Genomic DNA, 22,016 nt, shown 5'->3' on the forward strand with positions numbered 1-22,016 from the left:
GAAAGCCTTGTGCCAGTAGCATCAACGCTTTGCCGAACATGTCTTAACGGCTCCTGTTTCCGGCACCAGTTGCAATGAAAAGCCCCGGCCTTTGGTCGGGGCTTTTTGTTTGGGCTGTGCTGGCGCCGGCCCAGGGCCCGCGCCAGCGTCCGATGGAACCGCGGGCATGTACCTGCTTGGTCGGGGCTAACATTGCCAAGGTGTATTGCTTGCGGCGCTGGACCGGGCAACACAGTTTCAATAAACGGCGGATCTCATGAAGAAGATCGTGCTGAGTCTGATTGCGTGCGTCGTTCTTGCCGGCTGTGCAACCCGCCAGATCAGCTCCGAACAGGCGCAACCGGTGCCCGCCGAGCGGGTTTTCGCCTTCAATGGGATCGGTGACACTGCTTCCGGACAGGTAATTGTTACGCGCGACGTTGGCGCGGTTGGTGGGGCGTGCCCGCTTGCACTGTATATCGACGGCACCCTGGCAGCCCATCTGCAGCGGGGAGAGTCTGTCTCGCTGCCTGTTCCCGCCGGGAATCGCATTTCAGCGCAAGTTTCGCAGGCAAAGGTCTCTGTTCGTGGGGGGATGAATCGGCGCATAGGCGAGAGATTTCCCAAATGGTCACGGCGGGTAGCAGAACCAAGATCCGTCTCGCGTTGGCCCATGATGGCGTGATTCAGATCGGTCCGACCGCGTTCTAGGCGCGCTCCACGTAAGGCGAGCAGGTCCATCAACAGAACCCCCCGGCCCTCGCGGGGGCTTTCTGTTTCTGCCCAAGGAACAGGGTTGGTCGGCAACGTCACCGATCGAAACGCGCCTTCATTTGCGTCCAGCGACCACCGCATCCTGTGCCAGCCACCACGCCAGCTGCCGAAGATAGCCACCCGCTGCTCCCGCCGATGCACCGATCAGCAGGCGTGCGAGCACTCTGATTCCGCGCCCGGCCCGCTCCCGCACCCAAGGCAGGACCGCCACCACCTGCGCACCCAGCAGCAGCATCAGCACGTCCAGCCCCAGCGCATCCACCACCGGCAACAACGGCAGCAGATCCGGATTGCAGGCCAGCACGATCACCAGCGCGGCACCCAGCACGGCCATCAGGCGGCGCCCGGCGGGCAGGGTGGTCCAGTGCAGCAGTCGGTTGATCAGGTGCATGGCATTCCTTGTGTCATGTGCCGGAATCCTCATCAGGCCCGATCGGCCGCACCGGCTGCCGCAGCACGGTTTTCAACCGCGCCGCGTCGGTCCTGCGCGGGTCGCTCAGGTAGATCTCGTGATGGGGGCCGGCGAAGGTGTAACCCAGTGCGGGCATCACTTCGTCATGCAGATGCGCCAGGACGGGGCCTTCGTCGTCGTAGGCGCCCACGTGCAAGGTCTGCAGGCTGGGGCCCTCGGCAAGGATTTCATGGCGGAGGCTGGGCGGCGCATCCCCCAGCTTCGTGCGCGCCTTGCTGATCGCGGCCTGCCACTGCGTAGGGCCGATGCCCTCGGGCGTGCGGATCATTACGGTCCAGGCCCACTCATCCTTGCGTCGCGCGATGAAGCTGGCCGGGTCCTCGGCGCTCCACAGCGCCTCCAGCGGTGGCACCACGTAGTCGCGCCCTTCGGCCTTCAGCGCGAACTTCAATGCATAGCTCACCGAATACAGCCACTGCACGGCCTGCAGGTAGGCGGGGGCCGTGTTCGGGTCGCCGCGACCATCGACCATCACGTAGGGCAGGGGCGGCACATCGACCGGTACGAACCTGCCGGCGGGCGGTTGATAGAGCGCCCGGTCGCGCTTCTTGAAGTCGATCTTGTCCATCGGGGGCTTCCTCCTGTGCAGAGCATCCCACGCCAGGCACCCGCCAGTACGCTGAACCGGTTCAGGTGACTTTGCCGAACGAGGGCGAATGGCCCCACGAGCGCGCGGGGCCGCGACGCAGTCCTGGGTCATGCGCCCGTCACACCTGCGCGGTGCGACAACGTGTCGCAGCCAGAATCGGTCCTTTCCTGCGCTCGATCAATGTCAATGCCTTTCTTAAATGATGGGTGACGGCCTAAAATTGAAAGGCTGACTCGACCCCACCTCCCTGCCTGTCTTCCGGACCGGTGGGACCGGCTTTTGGCCGGAACAGGCAGGGACGGGGAACGGCATTCCCTCGCAATTGGATCGACCGATGATTCCGTTGAAAACCCTTGGGCGCTGGTTGCGCCCGGGCCTGCTGCTGTCGTTGCTGGTGATGCTCACCGGTTGCGATGCGGTGGCCATCCTCAGTCCGAAGGGCCAGATCGGCCAGGATGAGAAGACCCTGCTGATCACGGCCACCGTGCTCATGCTGCTGGTCGTCATCCCGGTCATCATCATGACCCTGACGTTCGCGTGGAAGTATCGCGCCTCCAACACCAAGGCCCGTTACGAGCCGAAGTGGTCCCACTCGACGGCGATCGAGGTGGTGGTGTGGTCCATTCCCTGCATGATCGTGCTGGTGCTGGCGGTCCTGACCTGGCGTTCGTCGCACGCACTGGACCCGTATCGTCCGCTGGATTCGGACGTCAAGCCGGTCACCATCGAGGCGATCTCGCTGGACTGGAAGTGGCTGTTCATCTATCCGGAAGAGAAGGTGGCGGTCGTCAACGAAATCAAGTTCCCGGTCAACACGCCGCTGAACTTCAAGATCACGTCCGATTCGGTGATGAATGCGTTCTTCATCCCGCACCTGGGCAGCATGATCTACTCGATGGCTGCGATGGAGACCAAGCTCCACCTGATCGCCAACGAGACCGGCGAATTCCCGGGCATGTCCTCGCACTACAGCGGCGCGGGCTTCGCCAAGATGCACTTCACCGCCTACTCGGTCACCGATGCAGAATACCGCCAGTGGCTGGACCAGGTCCGCGCCGGTGAGCAGACCCTGGACAAGGCCTCGTTCAAGGCGCTGGGTGAAGCACGCAACGCCGAGTGGTATCCGGTCACCTACTTCGGCAAGACCGAAGAAGGCCTGTTCGACTGGGTCATCGCCAAGCACATGGGCGACAACAAGCATTACGGCATGAAGCACTCGCATGCCGGTGCCGCCGCTGCCGATGCCGCCACCCATGAAGCGCACGAGGGCCATGCCCCCAGTGATGCGCATGATTCCAAGGAATCGGGTGAAAACCTGGATGCCAACGAACACGAACACGCAGGCCATGCCGGCCACGCGGGTTCGGGAGAATGAACATGTTGGGAAAACTCTCTCTTGAGTCGATCCCCCACGATCCGATCGTCCTGACGACGTTGATCGGCGCGGTTCTTGGTGGCCTGGGCGTCGTCGCCCTGATCACCAAGTTCAAGCTGTGGGGCTATCTGTGGAAGGAGTGGTTCACCTCGGTGGATCACAAGAAGATCGGCGTGATGTACCTCATCGTCGCCTTCGTCATGCTGCTGCGCGGTTTCTCCGACGCCATCATGATGCGTACCCAGCAGGCCATCGCCGTCGGTGGCTCCGAGGGCTACCTGCCGCCGCACCACTACGACCAGATCTTCACCGCCCACGGCGTGATCATGATCTTCTTCGTGGCGATGCCGCTGATCACCGGCCTGATGAACCTGGCCGTGCCGCTGCAGATCGGTGCGCGCGACGTCGCGTTCCCGTTCGTCAACTCGCTCAGCTTCTGGCTGTTCGTGTCCGGTGCGGTGCTGATCATGCTGTCGCTGTGGATCGGTGAGTTCGCTGCCACCGGCTGGCTGGCATTCCCGCCACTGTCGGGCATCGAATACAGTCCAAGCGTCGGCATGGACTACTACATCTGGGGTCTACAGGTCGCAGGCCTGGGTACCACGCTGAGCGGTATCAACTTCTTCATCACCATCCTGAAGATGCGTACCCCCAGCATGAAGCTGATGCAGATGCCGGTGTTCACCTGGACCGCCCTGGTGACCAACGTGCTGATCGTCGCTGCCTTCCCGGTGCTGACCATCACCCTGGTGCTGCTGACCCTGGACCGTTACCTGGGTACGCACTTCTTCACCAATGACGGTGGCGGCAACGCCATGCTGTACATCAACCTGATCTGGATCTGGGGTCACCCGGAGGTGTACATCCTGGTCCTGCCGGCGTTCGGTGTGTTCTCCGAAGTCATCGCGACCTTCTCGCGCAAGGCGCTGTTCGGCTACAAGGGCATGGTCTACGCCACCGCCTGCATCGGCGTGCTGTCGTTCATCGTGTGGCTGCACCACTTCTTCACCATGGGCTCCGGTGCCAACGTCAATGCCTTCTTCGGCATCACGACGATGATCATCTCGATCCCGACCGGCGTGAAGATCTTCAACTGGCTGTTCACCATGTTCCGCGGCCGCGTGCACTTCACCACCCCGGTGCTGTGGACCATCGGCTTCATGGTCACCTTCGTCATCGGCGGCATGACCGGCGTGATGCTGGCGATCCCGGCCATCGACTTCGTGCTGCACAACAGCCTGTTCCTGATCGCCCACTTCCACAACGTCATCATCGGCGGCGTGGTGTTCGGCATGTTCGCCGGCATCACCTACTGGTGGCCGAAGATGTTCGGCTTCCGCCTCAATGAGTTCTGGGGCAAGTGCGCGTTCTGGTGCTGGTTCATCGGCTTCTACGTGACCTTCATGCCGATGTACGTGCTGGGCTTCATGGGCATGACCCGTCGCCTGCAGAGCACGGTCAACCCGGCCTATGAGCCGCTGCTGCTGATCGCCGCCGCAGGTGCCTTCATCGTTGGCGCCGGCATCCTGTGCCAGATCATCCAGGTGGCCGTCTCGATCCGCGACCGCAAGAAGACCGTCGACCTGACCGGCGACCCGTGGGATGCCCGTACGCTGGAGTGGGAAACCTCTTCGCCGCCGGCCTTCTACAACTTCGGCACGCTGCCGGAAGTCACCGAGCTGGACGATTTCTGGGAGCGCAAGCAGCGCGGTGAAGCCTGGCCGAAGCCGGCCAAGTACACCGACATCCACATGCCGCGCAACACCGGCACGGGCGTTGTCATCGGTGCCTTCAGCCTGGTGTTCGGCTTCGCGATGATCTGGCACATCTGGTGGCTGGCCATCGTCGGCTTCGTCGGCATGATCGCCACGTTCATCTACCGCACCTTCGACCAGGACGTGGACTACTGGGTCCCGGCCGCCGAGGTGGAACGCATCGAGAACGAACACCGCAAGCACCTGGAAGCCCAGGGCCTGGTGAAGTCGGAGCTGAAGGCATGAGCACCAATACCTCGACCCTGAGCCACGGGCACGCCGCGCACGCGGCGGCCCATGGCCATGACGACCACGAGCACCACGACACCGGCGGCAACACCGTCTTCGGTTTCTGGGTGTACCTGATGAGCGACTGCCTCATCTTCGCCTCGCTGTTCGCCACCTACGTGGTGCTGGCAGGCGGTACCGATGGTGGCCCGACCGCGAAGGACCTGTTCGAACTGCCGTTCGTGGCGTGGGAAACCGCGCTGCTGCTGACCTCGTCGCTGACCTTCGGCCTGGGCATGATCGCCATGCACCGCAAGCAGGTTGGCCAGATGTTCCTGTGGCTGGCGGTTACCTGGCTGCTGGGCTTCGGCTTCATGTGCATGGAAGTCTATGAGTTCCAGCACCTGATCCATCAGGGCTACGGTCCGGACCGCAGTGCCTTCCTGTCGGCGTTCTTCGCCCTGGTCGGCACCCATGGCCTGCACGTCAGCGCCGGCCTGCTGTGGCTGCTGGTGATGTTCGTGCAGCTGAAGAAGTACGGCCTGACCCCGACCAACAAGACCCGCATGGCGTGCCTGAGCCTGTTCTGGCACTTCCTGGACCTGATCTGGATCGGCGTGTTCTCCGTCGTCTACCTCAATGGAGCGCTGTAATGGCACATGACAACCACGCACACGACCACGGCACCGGCGGCGAAAGCCACGGCAGCGTGAAGTCGTACCTGATCGGCTTCGTGCTGGCGGTGGTGCTGACCGTCATCCCGTTCTGGATGGTGATGTCGGGTGATTTCTCGCGCACCGTCAACGGTGTGGTGATCGCGGTCACCGCGGTGCTGCAGATGCTGGTCCACCTGGTGTTCTTCCTGCACCTGGACCGCTCTTCGGAAAGCCGCTGGAACGTCAACGCTGCGGCCTTCACCGTTGTGGTGATCGGCATCATCGTGATCGGCACCCTGTGGGTCATGCACAACATGAACGTGCACATGATGCACTGACGTCCTCGCGACGTTGCCACGCAGAAAGGCCGCCCTCGGGCGGCCTTTCTGTTTGCTGTGGTTGCGCGTTTCGTGCACCCACCAGGCTGGTAGTGCCGGCCGCTGGCCGGCAATTACGCGAAGCCGGCCAGCGGCCGGCTCTACCAGGAGATCCACGCCATGCGTGGATGGGGTCAGAGCCCTTGCCTGCGGCAAGGGATCCGACCCCGGACCTGGCGCCTCACCCCACCCGGCGCAGGAATTCCTCGGCGTCCATCGGTCGGCCCAGGTGGTAACCCTGCAACTGATCACACCCCAGTTCGCTCAGGTACTCGCGCTGCGCCTGCGTCTCCACGCCCTCGGCCACCACCTGCAGCTGCAGGGTGCGGCCCAGCGCGATGATCGACGAGACGATGGCGGCGTCCTCGTCATTGCGCTCCAGGTCGTGCACGAACGCACGGTCGATCTTCAGTTCGGTGGCCGGCATGCGCTTGAGGTACAGCAGGCTGGAATAGCCGGTGCCGAAATCATCGATGGCGATGTGCACGCCCATCGCGGTCAGGTCGTTGAGAATCGCGAGGCTGGCATCGACGTCCTTCATCGCCGTGGTCTCGGTGATCTCCAGGGTCAGCCGCGCCGGTTCGATCCGGTGCCGGTGCAGCACCTCGCGCACGCTGTCCAGCAGTGCCGGCGAGGCGAACTGCAGCGGCGAGAGGTTCACCGCCATCGACCATTCCGTATGCCCGGCCTGGTGCCATGCCCGCAGCTGCGCACAGGCGCGGTCCAATACCCAGTCACCGATCGGCAGGATCAGGCCGCTGCGCTCGGCAATGGGGATGAACACGTCCGGCGCCAGCAGTCCCAGCTCCGGGTGCTGCCAGCGCAGCAGCGCTTCGGCCCCGGTGGCCGGTGCGCCGGCGGCAGGGAACTTGGGCTGGTAATGCAGGATCAGTTCGTCGCGGGCGATGGCCTTGCGCAGGTCCTGCAGCAGGCGCAGCTGGCGGTTGGCACTGAGCTGCATCGAGGGGGTGAAGAAGGTGTAGCCGTTCCGCCCGGTTTCCTTGGTGTGGTACATCGCCGCATCGGCGTGGGCCATCAGCTCGCGCTCGTTGCCGGCGTCATCCGGGTACAGGGCAATGCCCAGGCTGGCGCTGACCTGCAGTTCGGCCGCATCCAGCAGGAACGGTTCGCCGGCCGCGGCGATGATGCGCTCGGCCACCACCACCGCATCATCGGGAATGTCGATGGCCAGCACGATCACGAACTCATCGCCGCCGAGGCGGGCCAACGTATCCTGCGGTCGCAGCTGGCCGCCGATGCGCTGTGCCACCGCCACCAGCAGGCGGTCGCCGAGCTGGTGGCCGTACGCATCATTGACCGCCTTGAAGCCGTCCAGGTCGCAGAACATCACCGCCACTGCATGGTTGCGGCGCCGCGCCTTCTCGATGGCCTGCTCGATGCGGTCCTGCAGCAGCATGCGGTTGGGCAGCTGGGTCAACGGGTCGTGCAGCGCGGCCTGGATCAGCTTGTCGTTGGCGTGCGCCAGCGAATCGGCCAGCAGACCGGTGCGCACGCGCATCTGCCGGTCGAACAGAGAGGCGACCAGGGCGATGCCCAGCGTGGCCACGGTGGTGACGATCACCAGCACCGCCAGCCAGCGCGTGTCGATGCCGCCACTGCCGACGGCGCCACAGATGCTGCCTTCGGGGAAGCGCGCCGCCGCCATGCCGGTGTAATGCATGCCGACGATGGCCAGGCCCATCACCAGCGAAGCAAGCGCGCGCAGCAGCAGGGTGTTGCGCCGCTCGGCGCGCAGGCGGAAGGCGATCCACAGTGCGGCGCCGGCGGCACCGATGGCCACCGCGATGGAGGCGGCAAACCAGCCCGGGTGGTAGTCGATGCCCGGCTGCATGCGCATCGCCGCCATGCCCAGGTAGTGCATGGTGGCGATGCCCAGGCCCATCAGCACGGCCCCGGCCAGCAGCCGGCGCCACGGCAGGCTGGGCCGCGACACCAGCCACAGCGCATAGGCCGAGGCGCCGATCGAGACCGCCAGCGAGTACAGGGTGATGCCAAGGTCGTAACCCACCGGAATCGGCAGGTCGAAGGCGAGCATGCCGATGAAGTGCATCGACCAGATGCCCAGGCCCATGGCCGCCGCGCCGCCGGCCAGCCACCAGCGGGCCACGCGACCCTCGGCCGTGGCCAGGCGCCCGGCCATGTCCAGCGCCGTGTACGAAGCAAGAATGGCCACCAGCAGGGAGATGATGACCAGGCTCTGACTGTAGCTGCCAGTCATGATGAATCCAGTGGGGGAGGGAGGGGCGCCCGCAAGGCGCACGCCCGCGACCCCTATCGGCGCAGGTGGGCAGGACTTGAGTGGTCGCAGCACCTGCGACCCGGCTCGGCTATCCTGCCACGCCTGTTCCCGTTGCTGGAAATCATCCGATGGCAAAAGCCCGCACCGCCTACGTCTGCAATGAATGCGGCGCCGAATTCAGCAAGTGGCAGGGCCAGTGCACCGAGTGCAACGCCTGGAACTCGCTGTCGGAGATCGTGCTGGAAAGCGCGGCGGCGGCCAAGGCGCCGGCTTCGCGCCGGGCCGGCTGGGCCGGCAAGATCGACCCGCCGAAGATCACCGCCCTGAAGGACGTGGAGCAGACCGAGCATCGCCGGGTCTCCACCGGCATCGGCGAGTTCGACCGGGTGCTGGGCGGCGGCCTGGTCGAGGGCGCGGTGGTGCTGGTCGGTGGCGATCCGGGCATCGGCAAGTCGACCCTGCTGCTGCAGGCGGTGGCGAAGATGGCGGCCGAACTGCCGGTGCTGTACGTCACTGGCGAGGAATCGCTGGCGCAGGTCGCCGGCCGCGCGCACCGCCTGGAGCTGCCGCTGGACGGGGTCAACGCGCTGGCCGAGACCGGGGTCGAATCGATCCTGCAGCATGCGTCCAAGGCCGGCCCGCGGCTGATCGTGGCCGACTCCGTGCAGACCCTGTGGACCGAGAGCCTGACCGCTGCGCCGGGATCGGTCAGCCAGGTGCGCGAGAGCGCGGCGCGGCTGGTACGGTTCGCCAAGGAGACCGGCACCGCCGTGTTCCTGGTCGGCCACGTGACCAAGGAGGGCGGCATCGCCGGCCCGCGCGTGCTCGAGCACATGGTCGACGCGGTGCTGTATTTCGAGGGCGAGAGCGGCAGCCGCTTCCGCCTGCTGCGCGCGTTCAAGAACCGCTTCGGTGCGGTCAACGAACTGGGCGTGTTCGCGATGGGCGACAAGGGCCTGAAGGAGGTCTCCAACCCATCGGCGATCTTCCTGTCCGGCGGCAGCACCCATCAGCCGGGCAGCTGCGTGATGGTCACCCGCGAGGGCACCCGGCCGCTGCTGGTGGAGGTGCAGGCGCTGGTCGATGCGTCGCCGCTGTCGAATCCGCGCCGTGTCGCGGTCGGCCTGGAGCAGAACCGCCTGGCCATGCTGCTGGCGGTACTGCATCGCCACGGTGGCGTGCTGGTCGGCGACCAGGACGTGTTCGTCAACGTGGTCGGTGGCATCCGCGTGCAGGAAACCGCCGCCGACCTGCCGGTGCTGCTGGCCGTATTGTCCTCGCTGCAGGACCGGCCGCTGGCGGAAAAGACGATTGCGTTCGGCGAGGTGGGCCTGTCCGGTGAGATCCGACCGGTGCCCAATGGCGAAGACCGCCTGCGCGAGGCCGCCACCCATGGCTTCAAGCGCGCCATCGTGCCCAAGGCCAATGCGCCCAAGGGCGGATCGGTGAAAGGCATGGAAGTGATCGCGGTGGAGCGCCTGTCCGAGGCCATCGACGCGGCGTGAGGCATGGGGGGCTGCTGCGGGGCCTGCCTCTACATACGTCATATACGGCAACGGTCAGGCTGGCTGTGCTAGTTTTTCCCGCTCGACGAAGGCGCCCTCTGGCGCCTTTCCGTGCCCAGGAGTAAACGATTACATGCAGGACACCGCGCTCACCGCCCCCAACGCCGAGATCCGTCGTGCCGGGGTCGATCTCAATGGACTGATGACGGTGCTGGGCAAGCACCTGTATTCCACCCCGGTGGTGGCGCTGCGTGAGCTGGTGCAGAACGCGCACGACTCGATCATCCGCCGCCGCATCGAGCAGCCCGGCGTCGAGGTGCCTTCGCGCATTTCGGTGCAGGTCGATGCCGGTGCCGGCGTGCTGCGCATCACCGATACCGGTGCCGGCCTGACCCGCCAGGAGATCCACGACTACCTGGCCACCGTCGGCGTCGGCTATACCCGTGGCCTGCGCCAGGGCGGCGAGGATGATGAAGGCCTGATCGGCATGTTCGGCCTCGGCTTCCTGTCGGCCTTCGTGCTGGCGCGCCGGGTCAGCGTGCGTACCACCTCGTACCAGACGCCGGAGCTGGGCCATCTGTACGTGTCCAGCAATGCCGAGCAGTACACCGTCAGCGAAGTGCCGGCACGTGCGGTCGGCACCGAGGTGGAACTGGAGCTGCATCCGGACTTCCTGCCGCTGGCCAACGAGGCGCGCCTGCACGAGGTGCTGGGCCGCTACTGCGCGCTGCTGTCCGAACCGATCTTCATCGGTGCTGCGACCGAAGCGCTCAACCCCGAGCCGCCGCCGTGGCGGGGGCAGGGTGACGTGGCCGTGCACCCGGTGCAGGCACGCCGCCAGGCACTGCAGTTCGCCGCGCGCTTCGAGCACGATTTCGAGCCGATCGTCACCGTGCCGCTGCGTGCCGACGGCAACAGCGATGCCACCGGCCTGCTGTGGGTGCAGGATGGTGCCACCTATGGCACCAGCGACAACCGCAACCTGTCGGTGTTCGTGCGCGGCATGCTGCTGGATGACGATGCCCGTGACCTGCTGCCGCCGTGGGCTGGCTTCATCGGCGGGGTGATCGAATCCTCGCGGCTGACTCCCACCGCCAGCCGCGAAGACCTGCAGCGCGATGACCAGTACCGCGCTGTGCAACATGCCTTGCTGGAGGCGCTGATCGATGGTCTGGCCGACGTTGCGCGGCAGCAGCCGGAGGCGTGGCGACGCGTATTGAGCCGCCACAACGAGGCGCTGCTGGGCGCGGCGCTGTGCGATGACCGCCTGTTCGACCTGCTGATGGAGCATGTGCGCGTGCCGACCTCGCAGGGCGACCTGCCGGCCAGTGCCCTGCCGGCGCGCGGTGCCGTGCATGTCATCCTCGACAATGGCGGTGGCTTCGAAGAGATGCTGTTCCGCGCGATGGGGGTGCCGGTCGCGCATGGCCATCGTTACGCGGTGGTGCCGTTCCTGCGGCGCTGGGCCCAGGCCAAGGGCCTGCGCCTGGTTGAACTCGGCACCGAGCAGGGCAATCGCGCACTGTTCCGCAGCGATGACAGCCTCGACGACGCGCAGCTGGCCTGGCTGCGCGAACAGCTGGGTGATGGCGAGCAGCTGCTGCCGGCGCGTTTCAGCCCGGAAGCACTGCCGGTGGTGGTGGTGCCCGACCGCGAGGCCGAACTGAAGCAGCGCCTGGAAGACGACGAGAACGACAAGCGCGTTTCGATGGCGGCGCTGCGCCTGGCGCGCCAGTTCACCGCACGCATCGAATCGCGTGCACCCTCGCGGCTGTACCTCAACCTCGACAACCCGGCGGTGCAGGCGCTGCTGCGCGCCCAGCGCGAGGGCCACCCGCAGGCCGAAGCGGCGGCACGCCTGCTGCGCTCGCTGAAGATCATCGTCGCTGCGCAGGGCCGTCCCTTGGCCCGGGCAACGACCGCCACGCAGGGCCCGGATCTCAACGGCGCCTTTACCGATATCGCCGGTGCCCTGCAGCAGATGCTGCGCTGAGCACCGCGCCCTCTCATCCAGCCTTCGCTAGACAGGAGTACTTACCCCATGGACATCTGGAACTGGGTCGAAAAACTGCAGGGCGACCTGCGCCAGGCCGGCCAGGCGCAGAACGCGCACCTGCTGAACCGCCTCGCCGACGAGGTCAGTGAACTGCAGATCGACCGTGTCGATGCACTGCTGCCCGAAGCACGCGCACTGGGCAAGGCGCTCGACAACCCCTGGGTCGACGTCTACGTCGGCCACTGGGCGCTGCGCAACCGCGTCGGCAACCGTGTTGAAGGCGAGAGCGCACTTGGCGAAGCCGTTGCGCTGTTCGAGCGGGCACACCGCGAAGACACCCTGGAATGCCCGCAGTCGATCTGCGTGACCCAGGACCTGGCCGCCTGCTACGGCAACATCGATGGCCCGGGCTGGGTGCCCGAGCGCATCGAGGTGTGCGACGAGACCCTCGGCCGCATCGATCCCAGCTGGGCCTGCTTCCAGTGCCTGAGCTGCGAGAAAGCCGATGCGCTGCTCGACGATGGCCGTGGCCAGGAGGCGCTGGATTACCTGCAGGCGCAGGCCGACGCCGTGGAGGCCTGTGGCAAGGAAGTGTTCGACAGCTTCCCGGAGATGCAGATCAAGATCCTGCTCGCTGTCGGCCGCGCCGACGAGGCACTGGCGCTGATCGAGAAGCGCGAAGCCGAAGTGGCCGCCTCCGGGGAGTATGAGCCGGCCAACTGCACGGTGCCGCGCCGCTTGTCCAAGGCATGGGCGTTGGCCCAGCTGGGCCGCGACGAAGAAGCGCTGCAGCAGTTGGTGCCGTGGAGCGAGCTGACCCCGAACTACTGGCGGCTGTGGGCGAACACCGCCGCAGCGCTGTGCCAGCGTGACCCTGCGCGCAATACGTGGGACCTGGGCACGCGCTTCAACACGATCATCGAGCACTTCGCCCGGGTCGGATCGCATCGCCTGCTGATCGAAGTGGCAGCGCTGAGCCTGGAGCTTGCCCTGCAGCGTGGTGCGCGCTGGGTGGCACTGCGCCAGCTGGAACTGGCGCGTACCCATCTGGCGCAGCTGCGCCAGGACCGGGGGGCGGCAGCGCTGGTGGCCGGCCTGGCGGCACGCATCGATGCATTGCCGGATGTCGCACCGCTGCCGGTGCCGGCCGGCGAGCTGCTGGCATGGCTGGACGCGCAGGGTGAACAGAACCAGGCGCGCGACCCCGAGCGCGAGGCGCAGTGGTTGCTGCAGGCGCAGGCGCAGCTGCCCGATGACGAGGCCTTGGCCGAGATGGCCGCCTCGGCGCTGAGCGCCTGCGGCGCGCAGGCCGAGGCGCGAGCGCTGTTGTGGCGGTTCGTACGCAGCCATGCGCAGAACGATGGTCCCGCAGCCTACACGCTGATGCGCTGGCTGGCCGAGCAGGGGGACGACGACGGCCTGCGCCAGCTGGCCGAGGTCTACCGCAGCAGCGTGCCGGTGTTCGCGCACTGGTGCGACGTGCAGCGCGCACGCCGGGTGTCCGACTGGCCGGCGCTGGAGCAGGCGGCCCGATCGCTTCTGGAGCTGTCTCCGGGCTCGCACGGCGCGCGCGGCACGCTGGCGCGCATGTACATGGAAACCGGCCGCTTCAGCGAGGCCCAGGCCTGCTATGCGCAGTTGGTGGAGCTGCTGGACGAGCCGAACGCCGCGCATTGGGACCACATGAGTGCGGCCAGCGCGGCGCGCGACTGGGACGCGGTGCGCCGCTCGGCCGCGGCGATTGGCATGGAGCTGTCCAGCCACGAGGGCGTGGTCGAGGAACCGTGGGGCTGGGTGATCATCCGCAGCGAAGAGAACGGCGAGCCGATGGAGTACTACGCCCGCCGCAGCGGACCGGTGACCGCGCGCATCGTCGAGAATGCGCCGTCCAACCGCGCCCAGCAGGTGGGCGACTGGGTGGTGTTCGATGCCGCACTGGTGCATCCGGCACCCGAGGAGGAGGAAGCGCGCGAGCATTTCATCCCGACCTATGCGCAGGTGCATGTGCTGGAGCGCGGCGGCTTCGCCCGCAGCTGGATGATCGATGGCGCGCACCCGGGCGAAGAGGCGTGGAATGCCTTCGTCGAGGCGGCCGAAGCGCAGGGTTGGAAGGTGTGGTCGCACAGCCGCCCGGACTACACCGTCACCGACCCCGACAGGGAGGAGGGCACGCTGCCCGGCCTGCTGTTCACCGTCGCCCAGCCGCAGGACCATGCGCCGCTGGCGCTGCACCGCTTCCTCCAGCAGCACACCGCGACGTGGCCGCATCCGCATTGCTGGCTGCGCCTGGCTGAAGCCTGTGACCAGGATCGCCAGCCGCATCTGGACGTGATCGAGCGTTACGGGCTGTAAGCTGCACGCTCCTGTAGAGCCGAGCCTGCGCTCGGCCCACGCGGAAAGCAGCCGAGCATGGGCTCGGCTCTACAACGGATCATCATCACCCCCAGGGAATGGAATACATGCGAAAGACAGGGATGTTCGTGATCGCCGGGCTGCTGCTGGCCCCCACCGTGCAGGCCGCACCGGCCTGCCAAGAGCCCATGGCCGTTGCCCGTGCCTTCTTCGAAGCCACGACCGACAATGGTGACCTGCTGGAGCCACCGCCCGCGCTGGTCAGCCCGGCGTTCGGCAAGGCACTGCGTGGCGAGCGTGCCTGCCAGCAGCGCGAAGAGGGCATCTGCACGATCGATTCCGACCCGTGGCTGGATGCGCAGGACGGCGACATTGAAACCCCGGTGCGTTACCGCTGGAAAGAGGCCTCGGCCACTGCCGGCCAGGTCGAGATGCGCTATGCGGTATGGAAGAAGGCCTACGTGACCCGTCTGCCGATGGTGCGCCAGGGCCAGGGCTGCTGGCAGGTCGATGACATCCTCACCAACAGCGGCCGTTCGGTGCGGAAGATCCTGGCGCAGCCGGTGCCCTGACCGGCGGCAGCATCCACGCAGGGTGCGGTCCAGTTGCCGGCCAGCGGCCGGCACTACCCGGTGATGTTGGGTGGGTGCCGACCGTTGGTCGGCATGCCTTTATCGCGAATGCCCGAACACCAGTTCGATCACGAACTGGCTGCCGAAGAACGCCAGCAGCAGCAACAGCATTGCCGCCAGCGTCCAGTGCACCGCCTTCATGCCGCGCCAGCCGTAACGACGGCGTCCGACCAGCAGCACGCCGAACACGATCCACGACAGCACGCTCAGCACGGTCTTGTGCACCAGCTTCTGCGCCAGCAGGTCGTCGACGAACAGCACGCCGGTGACCAGGGTCAGGGTCAGCAGCGCGAAGCCGACCGTGATCACCCGGAACAGCAGCGATTCCAGGTCGGCCAGCGGTGGCAGCGCGCGCAGCCACGGGCGGAACTCACGGCGGCGCAGCGCGCGTTCCTGCAGCCACAGCATGATCGCCAGCAGCGCGGCGATGCTCAGCGTGGCGTAGGCCAGCAGCGCCAGCCAGGCATGGCTGGCCAGGCGCCAGCCCAGCACCTTGCTCGGCTCGTGGCCGTAGCCGTGATAGGCCAGAAGCAGTACCGCGGCCAGTGGGAACACCACCACGCCCAGCGCCGACATGCGGCCGCGCGCGCCCACCAGCGAGGTCAGCCAGGCCATGCCCAGGCCGACCAGCGACAGCGCGGCGAAGAAGTGCATGTCCGGCCCGCCGTTGGTGCGCATCGCCACCATCACGTGGTAACCGCCATGCAGCAGCATCGCTGGCAGGGCCGGCCACAGCCAGGTGGGGGAGCCGGTGCTTTCATCGCGGCCGAGCGCGCGCACCAGCAGGGCACTGGCAGCCAGGTAGAGCAGGACGGCGATGAGAACGATTGTCATCGTTGCAGTTTCGCATACCCCTGTGATGCTGGCGACGGCCCGGTGGTCGCAGTCCGGGCGGACAGCCGGACCCGTTATACTGTCTGCCTTATTGTCCCCCGCTTTCAGACAGGTTGCGCCGCATGTTCGAGTCCCTGACCCAGCGCCTTTCCGGCACCATCGAGCGCCTGCGTGGCCGCGGCCGCCTGACCGAGGAGAACATCCGCGAGGCGACCCGCGAAGTACGCATCGCGCTGCTCGAAGCCGACGTCGCGCTGCCGGTGGTGCAGGCCCTGATCGAGCGCATCAAGGTGCGCGCGGTTGGCCAGGAAGTGCTGAAGTCGCTGACCCCGGGCCAGGCCCTGATCAAGGTCGTGCGCGACGAGCTGACCGCGGTGATGGGTGCCGAGGCCAGCGACCTGAACCTCAATGTGCCCGCTCCGGCGATCATCCTGATGGCGGGCCTGCAGGGCGCCGGCAAGACCACCACGGTGGGCAAGCTGGCCAAGCACCTGAAGGAAAAGCGCAAGAAGAAGGTGATGGTGGTCTCGGCCGACGTCTACCGTCCGGCCGCGATCGAGCAGCTGAAGACCCTGGCCGAGCAGGTGGGCGTGCTGTTCTTCCCGTCCAGCGCCGACCAGAAGCCGGAAGCCATCGTCCGCGCCGCCATCGACGATGCCCGCAAGTCGTTCGTCGACGTACTGCTGGTCGATACCGCCGGCCGCCTGGCCATCGACGAAGCGATGATGGCCGAGATCAAGGCCCTGCACGCTGCCGTGAACCCGGCCGAAACCCTGTTCGTGGTCGACGCCATGACCGGCCAGGACGCGGCCAACACCGCCAAGGCCTTCGGTGATGCGCTGCCGCTGACCGGCGTGGTGCTGACCAAGACCGACGGTGACGCCCGTGGCGGTGCCGCGCTGAGCGTGCGCTACATCACCGGCAAGCCGATCAAGTTCGTCGGTGTCAGCGAAAAGCCGGAAGGCCTGGACGTGTTCCATCCGGACCGCATCGCCAGCCGCATCCTCGACATGGGCGACGTGCTGTCGCTGGTCGAGCAGGTGGAGCAGCAGGTCGACAAGGACAAGGCCGCCAAGCTGGCCGAGAAGGTCGCGAAGGGAAAGAAGTTCGACCTGAACGACATGCGCGACCAGCTGGAGCAGATGCAGAACATGGGCGGCATCGGCGGCCTGATGGACAAGCTGCCGGGCCTGGGCAACATCCCCGACCACCTGAAGCAGCAGGTCAGCCAGGGCAAGGAAGTGCCGCGCATGATCGCCATCATCAGCTCGATGACCAAGAAGGAACGGCGCAACCCGAACCTGCTCAACGGCTCGCGCCGCGCGCGCATCGCCAAGGGTTCGGGCGTGACCCCGGCCGACGTCAACAAGCTGATGAAGCAGTACATGCAGATGGAAAAGATGATGAGCAAGATGGCCGGCGGTGGCATGAAGGGCATGTTGCGCAGCATGAAGGGCATGATGGGCGCCATGGGCGGCCGCGGCATGCCGTTCCGTTGATGACGGCCCCGTCCGCAGTGTGATGTAGCGCCCGAGCTCACGCTCGGGCGGCGGCGCGCAGCAGCAGGCTCGACTCTTCCCCTGTCCCGCGCGCACCATGGGGGCCTGTCCGAAACGATGGGCCGTCATGCAGAGTTCCGCTGTAACTTCCCGCGTCGAGGCGTTCTGCCGGCGCTTTGGCATTTCCGTTCCGATCCTGCTGGCACCGATGGCCGGTGCCTGCCCCGTACCGTTGTCCGCCGCGCTGGCCAATGCCGGCAGCATGGGGGCGATGGGCGCGGTGCTGTCGTCGTCGGCCGATATCGGTCGCTGGATGGAGGACTTCCGCGCGACCTCCACCGGCCCGGCGCAGGTGAACCTGTGGCTGCCGGACCCCGCACCGAGCCGTGATGTCGCTGCCGAGGCCGCCAGCCGCGCTTTCCTCGCGCAGTGGGGCCCGGACGTGCCGGCCAGCGCCGCCGACGCCACGCCTGCCGATTTCGAAGAACAGTTCGCTGCGTTGCTTGCGGCACGCCCGGCGGTGGCGTCGACCATCATGGGCGTGCTGCTGCCGCGCCACGTGCAGCAGCTGAAGGACGCCGGCATTGCCTGGATCGCCTGCGCGACCACCTTGTCCGAAGCGCGTGCCGCACAGGACGCCGGTGCCGACGCCGTGGTGGCGCAGGGCATGGAGGCCGGTGGCCATCGCGGTGCGTTTGATCCGGCAATGGCCGAACGCCAGCTGGTCGGGCTGTTCGCGCTGTTGCCGCGCCTGGCCGATCACCTGCAGATTCCGGTGATCGCTGCCGGTGGCATCGCCGATGGCCGTGGCATTGCTGCCGCACTCACCCTGGGGGCCAGCGCCGTCCAGATCGGCACCGCCTTCCTGCGCACGCCCGAGGCGGCGATCGCGTCGGCGTGGGCCGATGGGCTGGCCGCCAGCGAACCGGAAGATACCTGGCCGACGCGCGCGTTCAGCGGCCGCCTTGGCCGTGGCCTGGCGACCGCGTATGTTCGCGCCGCTGCTGCCGAAGGCGCCCCTGCGCCGCGCCCGTACCCGGTGCAGCGTGGCCTGACCGCGCCGATGCGCAAGCAGGCCGTGCAGGAAAATCGCCTGGCGGCGATGCAGGCCTGGGCCGGGCAGTCGGCGTGGATGGCGCCTGCACAGCCGGCCGCCGACGTGCTGCGCGGCATGTGGGAACAGGCGCAGGCGCTGCTGCGATGAGGGTCACCTGCAATGGCCAGCCGGCGCAGGTGGCGGACCTGCTGCCGGCGCTGGTGAACTACGGCCACTTCACCTCGCTGCAGGTGCGTGGTGGTGCAGTGCAGGGGCTGGACCTCCATCTGGCGCGGCTGTCGCAGGCCACGCGCGAACTGTTCGGCAGCGAACTGGACACGGTGCAGGTGCAGGCGTGGATGGCGCAGGCGCTGCGGCAGGCCGGCCTGGCCGATGCCTCGCTGCGGGTGACGGTGTACTCGCGCCGCTTCGATTTCCGCAATCCGCTGGCGGCCGTGCCGGTGGACGTGCTGGTGGTAGTTTCAGCGCCGGTGGCCCTGGCCGCGCCCAAGCGCGTGCGCAGCGTGGCCTGGCAGCGCGAAATGCCGCAGATCAAGCATGTGGGCACATTTGGCCTGTTTGCCGAGCGGCGCGCGGCGATGGCGCAAGGATTCGACGATGTGCTGTTCGTAACCGCCGATGGCGACGTGAGTGAAGGGAGCACCTGGAACCTGGCCGTGCACGATGGTGAACGGCTGCTCTGGCCGCAGGCGCCGGCCCTGCGCGGGACCGCCGAAACGTTGCTGAAGCAGCATTGGCCCGGCGCACAGTTGACGCGGCCGTTGGCGCTGGCTGAACTGGACAGTGTGAAGGCCGCTTTTGCCTGCAACGCCAGCGGCCTATGGGCGCTGGACGCCATCGATGGCCACGTGCTGTCTGGCTCGCAGGCCTTGGCTGAACGGGGCAGGGCAGTGCTGGCGGCGGTGCCTTGGGACAGATTGGGGTCAGATCCCTTTTGCGGCGCAAAAGGGTTCTGACCCCGGGCGAGTTCCCCCGGGGTTGGCTCGGCCGGGCTCTGCCGCTATAATCGCCCGCTTACCTCGCCATCCTGGCGACTGGGCAATAGGAAAAACACCATGGTCAAGATTCGACTGACCCGCGGCGGCGCCAAGAAGCGTCCGTTCTACCACATCATCGTCACCGACGTGCGCAGCGCGCGCGACGGCCGCAACATCGAGCGCGTTGGCTTCTACAACCCGGTTGCCCAGGGCGCCGAGAAGCGCATCGAGCTGGACCTGGCCCGCGTTGACCATTGGGTCAAGAACGGCGCCCAGCCGACCGACAAGGTCCGCAACCTGATCAAGGAAGCGACCAAGTCCCAGGCCGCTGCGGCCTGATCCTGACGGGCCACGCTTCGGCGTGGCCCTCTTGGTTGAAGCAGATGAAAGATATCGAGCGCCGCATCCTGCTGGGCAGGGTTGTCGGCGCTTTTGGTGTGCGCGGCGAAATCAAGCTCGAGTCCTGGACCGAGCCACGTTCCGCCATTTTCCGTTACCAGCCGTGGATCGTGCGCAGCCCGTCCGGCGTGGAAACCACGATTGAAGGCGTGCGTGGCCGCGACAGCGGCAAGCACCTGGTCGCCCGTTTCCCCGGCGTCGAGGACCGCGATACCGTCGAAGCGATGCACGGCACCGAGATCTACGTGGCCCGCAGTGCATTGCCGCCACCGAAGCCCGATGAGTACTACTGGGTGGACCTGGAAGGCCTGGACGTGAAGACCACCGAGGGCGTTGCCCTGGGCCAGGTCTCGCACCTGTTCAGCACCGGAGCCAACGACGTGGTGGTGGTCCGCGGTGACCGCGAGCGGATGATTCCGTTCGTGCAGCCGGACTTCGTCAAGTCGGTCGACTTCGAGGCCAACCTGGTCGTGGTCGACTGGGATCCCGAGTTCTGAGCGTGAGCATGCGTTTCGACGTCATCACCCTGTTCCCCGAGTTCCTCGCCCAGTCCGCCGGACTGGGCGTGGTCGGGCGCGCGCAGGAGAAGGGGCTGTTCAGCCTGCACGGCTGGAACCCCCGTGATTACGCCGAAGGCAACTACCGCCGCGTGGACGACCGTCCGTTCGGTGGTGGCCCGGGCATGGTGATGCTGATCGAGCCGCTGCAGGCCTGCCTGCAGGCGATCCGTGAGGCCGATCCGACCCCGGCGCGGGTGATCTACCTCAGCCCGCAGGGGGCGTCGCTGACCCAGGCCAAGGTTCGGGAACTGGCGGCGCTGCCGCGCGTGGTCCTGCTCTGCGGCCGCTACGAGGGCATCGACGAGCGTTTCCTGGAGGCCAATGTCGACGAGGAGATCTCCCTCGGCGACTACGTGCTGTCCGGGGGGGAACTGGGCGCGGCGGTGATCATCGACGCCGTGGCCCGCCTGCAGGACGGTGCCCTGAACGACGCCGAATCGGCGGCGCAGGACAGCTTCGAGGGCGACCTCGGCCTGCTCGACTGCCCGCATTACAGCCAGCCGGCCCAGCACCCGCTGGGTGACGTGCCGGACGTGCTGCGCTCGGGCAACCACGCGGCCATCGCCGCCTGGCGCCGCCAGCAGTCGCTGCTCCGGACCGCCGAGCGGCGCCCGGACCTGCTGGATGAACAGGCACTGGGCAAGGCCGACCGCAAACTGCTGGAGCAGGGCCGTCAGGCCCGGAACCAGAAGGCCAGCCCCTAGCGCAGGGTCGGCTTTATCGGCTATCATGGCCAATTCCCGTCGGCCCTGGTCGGCGCGCGCAGTACCCAAAACAAACGTGCAGCACAGTCCGGTGACTGCATGAGCCTACGTTGTCGATACGACACGCCCACCCGAACAAGAATCGGTGTAACCCATGAGCAAGCTGAACAAGTCCATCGTCGCGGAATTCGAATCCGCCCAGATCACCCGTGAACTGCCGAAGTTCAGCCAGGGCGACACCGTTGTCGTCAACGTGAAGGTGAAGGAAGGCAGCCGCGAGCGCGTGCAGGCCTACGAAGGCGTCGTCATCGCCACCAAGAACGCCGGCCTGAACTCCTCGTTCACCGTCCGCAAGATCTCGCACGGCTACGGCGTCGAGCGCGTTTTCCAGACCCACAGCGCCATCATCGACTCGGTCGAAGTGAAGCGTCGTGGTAAGGTCCGCGCCGGCAAGCTGTACTACCTGCGTGGCCTGGAAGGCAAGGCTGCCCGCATCAAGGAAGACCTGGCTGCCGCTGCTGCCGCCAAGGCTGCCCGTCTGGCCGACAAGGCCTGATAAACAACTTCGGTTGTTGCCGCGACGGCCACCTTCGGGTGGCCGTTTGCGTTTCCGGCATCGCATCGGCCACGATCAGGTGATGAACGACATCAACCTTCGCTATCCGGCCGTGATCCAGTCGGCGTTGCGCTTCCTCGACGGCAAGGGGCTGGCACGCGTGCAATCGGCGCCGTTGCTGCATCGCCTGTTGTGGCGCCTGGGCATCGCACTGCCGCCACCGATCCTGGCCGGCTTTGGCACCAACGCGTTGGTGCAGGGCCTGCTGTTCGGGCTGTTCTGGACCGCGCTGATGTGGCTGATGCTGTGGCAGGGCAGCGAACGTCCGCTGGTGCTGTTGCTGGTGGCCGGTCTGGTGGCCGGCGCGCTGTTCGGCCTTGTGATGGCGGCGCTGATGCGCTCGCTGCGCCGCCACCGCAAGCTGCCGGATTGGCGCCAGTTCCGGGCGCGGCAGGCGGACTGAGCCGATGGCGCACTGCGC

At 66.8% G+C, this 22,016-nt stretch carries 21 protein-coding genes; 17 read left to right on the forward strand and 4 right to left on the reverse strand.

The window, feature by feature from the left end; all coding sequences use genetic code 11:
- The first annotated feature begins 256 nt into the window (after positions 1–256).
- Complete coding sequence (locus VG561_RS01550; RefSeq protein WP_423179310.1) at positions 257–664, forward strand: hypothetical protein; 408 nt, start codon at positions 257–259, stop codon at positions 662–664.
- Positions 665–808: 144 nt separating this feature from the next.
- On the opposite strand, the gene VG561_RS01555 is transcribed toward VG561_RS01550, so the two are convergent.
- Both VG561_RS01555 and VG561_RS01560 read right to left on the reverse strand, forming a co-directional pair.
- Positions 809–1,144 (reverse strand): hypothetical protein, encoded by a 336-nt coding sequence (locus VG561_RS01555; protein WP_111205798.1) that lies wholly within the window; start codon positions 1,142–1,144, stop codon positions 809–811.
- 13 nt (positions 1,145–1,157) lie between these two features.
- Positions 1,158–1,793: a GyrI-like domain-containing protein gene (locus tag VG561_RS01560; protein ID WP_423179311.1), complete on the reverse strand. Its 636-nt coding sequence runs from the start codon at positions 1,791–1,793 to the stop codon at positions 1,158–1,160.
- A gap of 355 nt (positions 1,794–2,148) precedes the next feature.
- On the opposite strand from VG561_RS01560, the gene cyoA reads away from it, so the two are divergent.
- From cyoA to cyoD, 4 genes are read left to right on the forward strand one after another with little or no spacing between them, the layout of a single operon-like run.
- Positions 2,149–3,189 (forward strand): ubiquinol oxidase subunit II, encoded by a 1,041-nt coding sequence (gene cyoA, locus VG561_RS01565; RefSeq protein ID WP_014646391.1) that lies wholly within the window; start codon positions 2,149–2,151, stop codon positions 3,187–3,189.
- 2 nt (positions 3,190–3,191) lie between these two features.
- On the forward strand, positions 3,192–5,189 hold the full coding sequence (gene cyoB / locus VG561_RS01570) for a cytochrome o ubiquinol oxidase subunit I (protein WP_032956371.1): 1,998 nt from the start codon (positions 3,192–3,194) through the stop codon (positions 5,187–5,189).
- Positions 5,186–5,824, forward strand: a complete 639-nt coding sequence (cyoC, locus tag VG561_RS01575) for a cytochrome o ubiquinol oxidase subunit III (protein ID WP_014646393.1) — start codon at positions 5,186–5,188, stop codon at positions 5,822–5,824. Before cyoB ends, cyoC begins: the two co-directional genes overlap by 4 nt.
- Entirely contained in the window at positions 5,824–6,165 is a 342-nt protein-coding gene (gene cyoD / locus VG561_RS01580; RefSeq protein ID WP_005415725.1) for a cytochrome o ubiquinol oxidase subunit IV, read from the forward strand. Before cyoC ends, cyoD begins: the two co-directional genes overlap by 1 nt.
- A gap of 220 nt (positions 6,166–6,385) precedes the next feature.
- Here the strand turns inward: cyoD and VG561_RS01585 are convergent, their stop codons facing one another.
- Entirely contained in the window at positions 6,386–8,443 is a 2,058-nt protein-coding gene (locus VG561_RS01585; protein ID WP_111205796.1) for a putative bifunctional diguanylate cyclase/phosphodiesterase, read from the reverse strand.
- A 149-nt stretch (positions 8,444–8,592) separates the two neighbouring features.
- Between VG561_RS01585 and radA the strand changes: the two genes are divergently transcribed.
- The 4 genes from radA (at position 8,593) to VG561_RS01605 (ending at position 14,889) form a co-directional block, all read left to right on the forward strand.
- Positions 8,593–9,969, forward strand: coding sequence for a DNA repair protein RadA (gene radA, locus VG561_RS01590; protein ID WP_014646395.1), 1,377 nt, complete (start codon positions 8,593–8,595; stop codon positions 9,967–9,969).
- A 133-nt stretch (positions 9,970–10,102) separates the two neighbouring features.
- Entirely contained in the window at positions 10,103–11,962 is a 1,860-nt protein-coding gene (locus VG561_RS01595) for an ATP-binding protein (RefSeq protein ID WP_049441477.1), read from the forward strand.
- A gap of 48 nt (positions 11,963–12,010) precedes the next feature.
- On the forward strand, positions 12,011–14,317 hold the full coding sequence (locus tag VG561_RS01600; protein ID WP_049441479.1) for a tetratricopeptide repeat protein: 2,307 nt from the start codon (positions 12,011–12,013) through the stop codon (positions 14,315–14,317).
- A 107-nt stretch (positions 14,318–14,424) separates the two neighbouring features.
- Positions 14,425–14,889, forward strand: a complete 465-nt coding sequence (locus tag VG561_RS01605; RefSeq protein ID WP_049441566.1) for a hypothetical protein — start codon at positions 14,425–14,427, stop codon at positions 14,887–14,889.
- A 99-nt stretch (positions 14,890–14,988) separates the two neighbouring features.
- Here VG561_RS01605 and VG561_RS01610 read toward each other — a convergent pair whose 3' ends face one another.
- A complete protein-coding gene (locus tag VG561_RS01610) occupies positions 14,989–15,783 on the reverse strand; it encodes a cytochrome C assembly family protein (protein WP_049441480.1) in 795 nt (264 codons plus the stop codon).
- A 122-nt stretch (positions 15,784–15,905) separates the two neighbouring features.
- Here VG561_RS01610 and ffh point away from each other — a divergent pair, with 122 nt between their 5' ends.
- From ffh to VG561_RS01650, 8 genes are all read left to right on the forward strand, one after another.
- Positions 15,906–17,282, forward strand: a complete 1,377-nt coding sequence (gene ffh / locus VG561_RS01615; protein WP_005408591.1) for a signal recognition particle protein — start codon at positions 15,906–15,908, stop codon at positions 17,280–17,282.
- Positions 17,283–17,409: 127 nt separating this feature from the next.
- Positions 17,410–18,486, forward strand: a complete 1,077-nt coding sequence (locus VG561_RS01620; RefSeq protein ID WP_046429548.1) for an NAD(P)H-dependent flavin oxidoreductase — start codon at positions 17,410–17,412, stop codon at positions 18,484–18,486.
- On the forward strand, positions 18,483–19,295 hold the full coding sequence (locus VG561_RS01625; protein WP_423179312.1) for an aminotransferase class IV family protein: 813 nt from the start codon (positions 18,483–18,485) through the stop codon (positions 19,293–19,295). The genes VG561_RS01620 and VG561_RS01625 overlap by 4 nt, the downstream gene beginning before the upstream one ends.
- Positions 19,296–19,394: 99 nt before the next feature.
- A complete protein-coding gene (gene rpsP, locus VG561_RS01630; RefSeq protein WP_005415733.1) occupies positions 19,395–19,655 on the forward strand; it encodes a 30S ribosomal protein S16 in 261 nt (86 codons plus the stop codon).
- Positions 19,656–19,699: 44 nt separating this feature from the next.
- Positions 19,700–20,212 (forward strand): ribosome maturation factor RimM, encoded by a 513-nt coding sequence (rimM, locus tag VG561_RS01635; protein ID WP_010483256.1) that lies wholly within the window; start codon positions 19,700–19,702, stop codon positions 20,210–20,212.
- An 8-nt stretch (positions 20,213–20,220) separates the two neighbouring features.
- The gene (trmD, locus tag VG561_RS01640) at positions 20,221–20,979 is read left to right on the forward strand and encodes a tRNA (guanosine(37)-N1)-methyltransferase TrmD (protein WP_329768395.1); all 759 of its coding nucleotides are present in this window, start codon (positions 20,221–20,223) and stop codon (positions 20,977–20,979) included.
- A gap of 154 nt (positions 20,980–21,133) precedes the next feature.
- Positions 21,134–21,535: a 50S ribosomal protein L19 gene (gene rplS / locus VG561_RS01645; RefSeq protein ID WP_005415736.1), complete on the forward strand. Its 402-nt coding sequence runs from the start codon at positions 21,134–21,136 to the stop codon at positions 21,533–21,535.
- Between the two features lie 82 nt (positions 21,536–21,617).
- A complete protein-coding gene (locus VG561_RS01650) occupies positions 21,618–21,998 on the forward strand; it encodes a DUF6404 family protein (protein ID WP_032956354.1) in 381 nt (126 codons plus the stop codon).
- Positions 21,999–22,016 lie beyond the last annotated feature (18 nt).

It is taken from the genome of Stenotrophomonas sp. CASM110, from assembly GCF_049384345.1.
Lineage (GTDB): Bacteria > Pseudomonadota > Gammaproteobacteria > Xanthomonadales > Xanthomonadaceae > Stenotrophomonas > Stenotrophomonas muris.

Bases quoted from the DNA above. Each gene is read 5' to 3' on its own strand.
- VG561_RS01560 (WP_423179311.1), bottom strand. From the start codon at position 1,793: ATGGACAAGATCGACTTCAAGAAGCGCGACCGGGCGCTCTATCAACCG.
- VG561_RS01650 (WP_032956354.1), top strand. From the start codon at position 21,618: ATGAACGACATCAACCTTCGCTATCCGGCCGTGATCCAGTCGGCGTTG.
- radA (WP_014646395.1), top strand. From the start codon at position 8,593: ATGGCAAAAGCCCGCACCGCCTACGTCTGCAATGAATGCGGCGCCGAA.
- trmD (WP_329768395.1), top strand. From the start codon at position 20,221: ATGCGTTTCGACGTCATCACCCTGTTCCCCGAGTTCCTCGCCCAGTCC.
- VG561_RS01555 (WP_111205798.1), bottom strand. From the start codon at position 1,144: ATGCACCTGATCAACCGACTGCTGCACTGGACCACCCTGCCCGCCGGG.
- VG561_RS01610 (WP_049441480.1), bottom strand. From the start codon at position 15,783: ATGACAATCGTTCTCATCGCCGTCCTGCTCTACCTGGCTGCCAGTGCC.
- VG561_RS01605 (WP_049441566.1), top strand. From the start codon at position 14,425: ATGCGAAAGACAGGGATGTTCGTGATCGCCGGGCTGCTGCTGGCCCCC.
- VG561_RS01625 (WP_423179312.1), top strand. From the start codon at position 18,483: ATGAGGGTCACCTGCAATGGCCAGCCGGCGCAGGTGGCGGACCTGCTG.
- rpsP (WP_005415733.1), top strand. From the start codon at position 19,395: ATGGTCAAGATTCGACTGACCCGCGGCGGCGCCAAGAAGCGTCCGTTC.
- cyoB (WP_032956371.1), top strand. From the start codon at position 3,192: ATGTTGGGAAAACTCTCTCTTGAGTCGATCCCCCACGATCCGATCGTC.
- cyoD (WP_005415725.1), top strand. From the start codon at position 5,824: ATGGCACATGACAACCACGCACACGACCACGGCACCGGCGGCGAAAGC.
- VG561_RS01600 (WP_049441479.1), top strand. From the start codon at position 12,011: ATGGACATCTGGAACTGGGTCGAAAAACTGCAGGGCGACCTGCGCCAG.
- ffh (WP_005408591.1), top strand. From the start codon at position 15,906: ATGTTCGAGTCCCTGACCCAGCGCCTTTCCGGCACCATCGAGCGCCTG.
- cyoA (WP_014646391.1), top strand. From the start codon at position 2,149: ATGATTCCGTTGAAAACCCTTGGGCGCTGGTTGCGCCCGGGCCTGCTG.
- VG561_RS01550 (WP_423179310.1), top strand. From the start codon at position 257: ATGAAGAAGATCGTGCTGAGTCTGATTGCGTGCGTCGTTCTTGCCGGC.
- cyoC (WP_014646393.1), top strand. From the start codon at position 5,186: ATGAGCACCAATACCTCGACCCTGAGCCACGGGCACGCCGCGCACGCG.
- rplS (WP_005415736.1), top strand. From the start codon at position 21,134: ATGAGCAAGCTGAACAAGTCCATCGTCGCGGAATTCGAATCCGCCCAG.
- VG561_RS01620 (WP_046429548.1), top strand. From the start codon at position 17,410: ATGCAGAGTTCCGCTGTAACTTCCCGCGTCGAGGCGTTCTGCCGGCGC.
- VG561_RS01595 (WP_049441477.1), top strand. From the start codon at position 10,103: ATGCAGGACACCGCGCTCACCGCCCCCAACGCCGAGATCCGTCGTGCC.
- rimM (WP_010483256.1), top strand. From the start codon at position 19,700: ATGAAAGATATCGAGCGCCGCATCCTGCTGGGCAGGGTTGTCGGCGCT.
- VG561_RS01585 (WP_111205796.1), bottom strand. From the start codon at position 8,443: ATGACTGGCAGCTACAGTCAGAGCCTGGTCATCATCTCCCTGCTGGTG.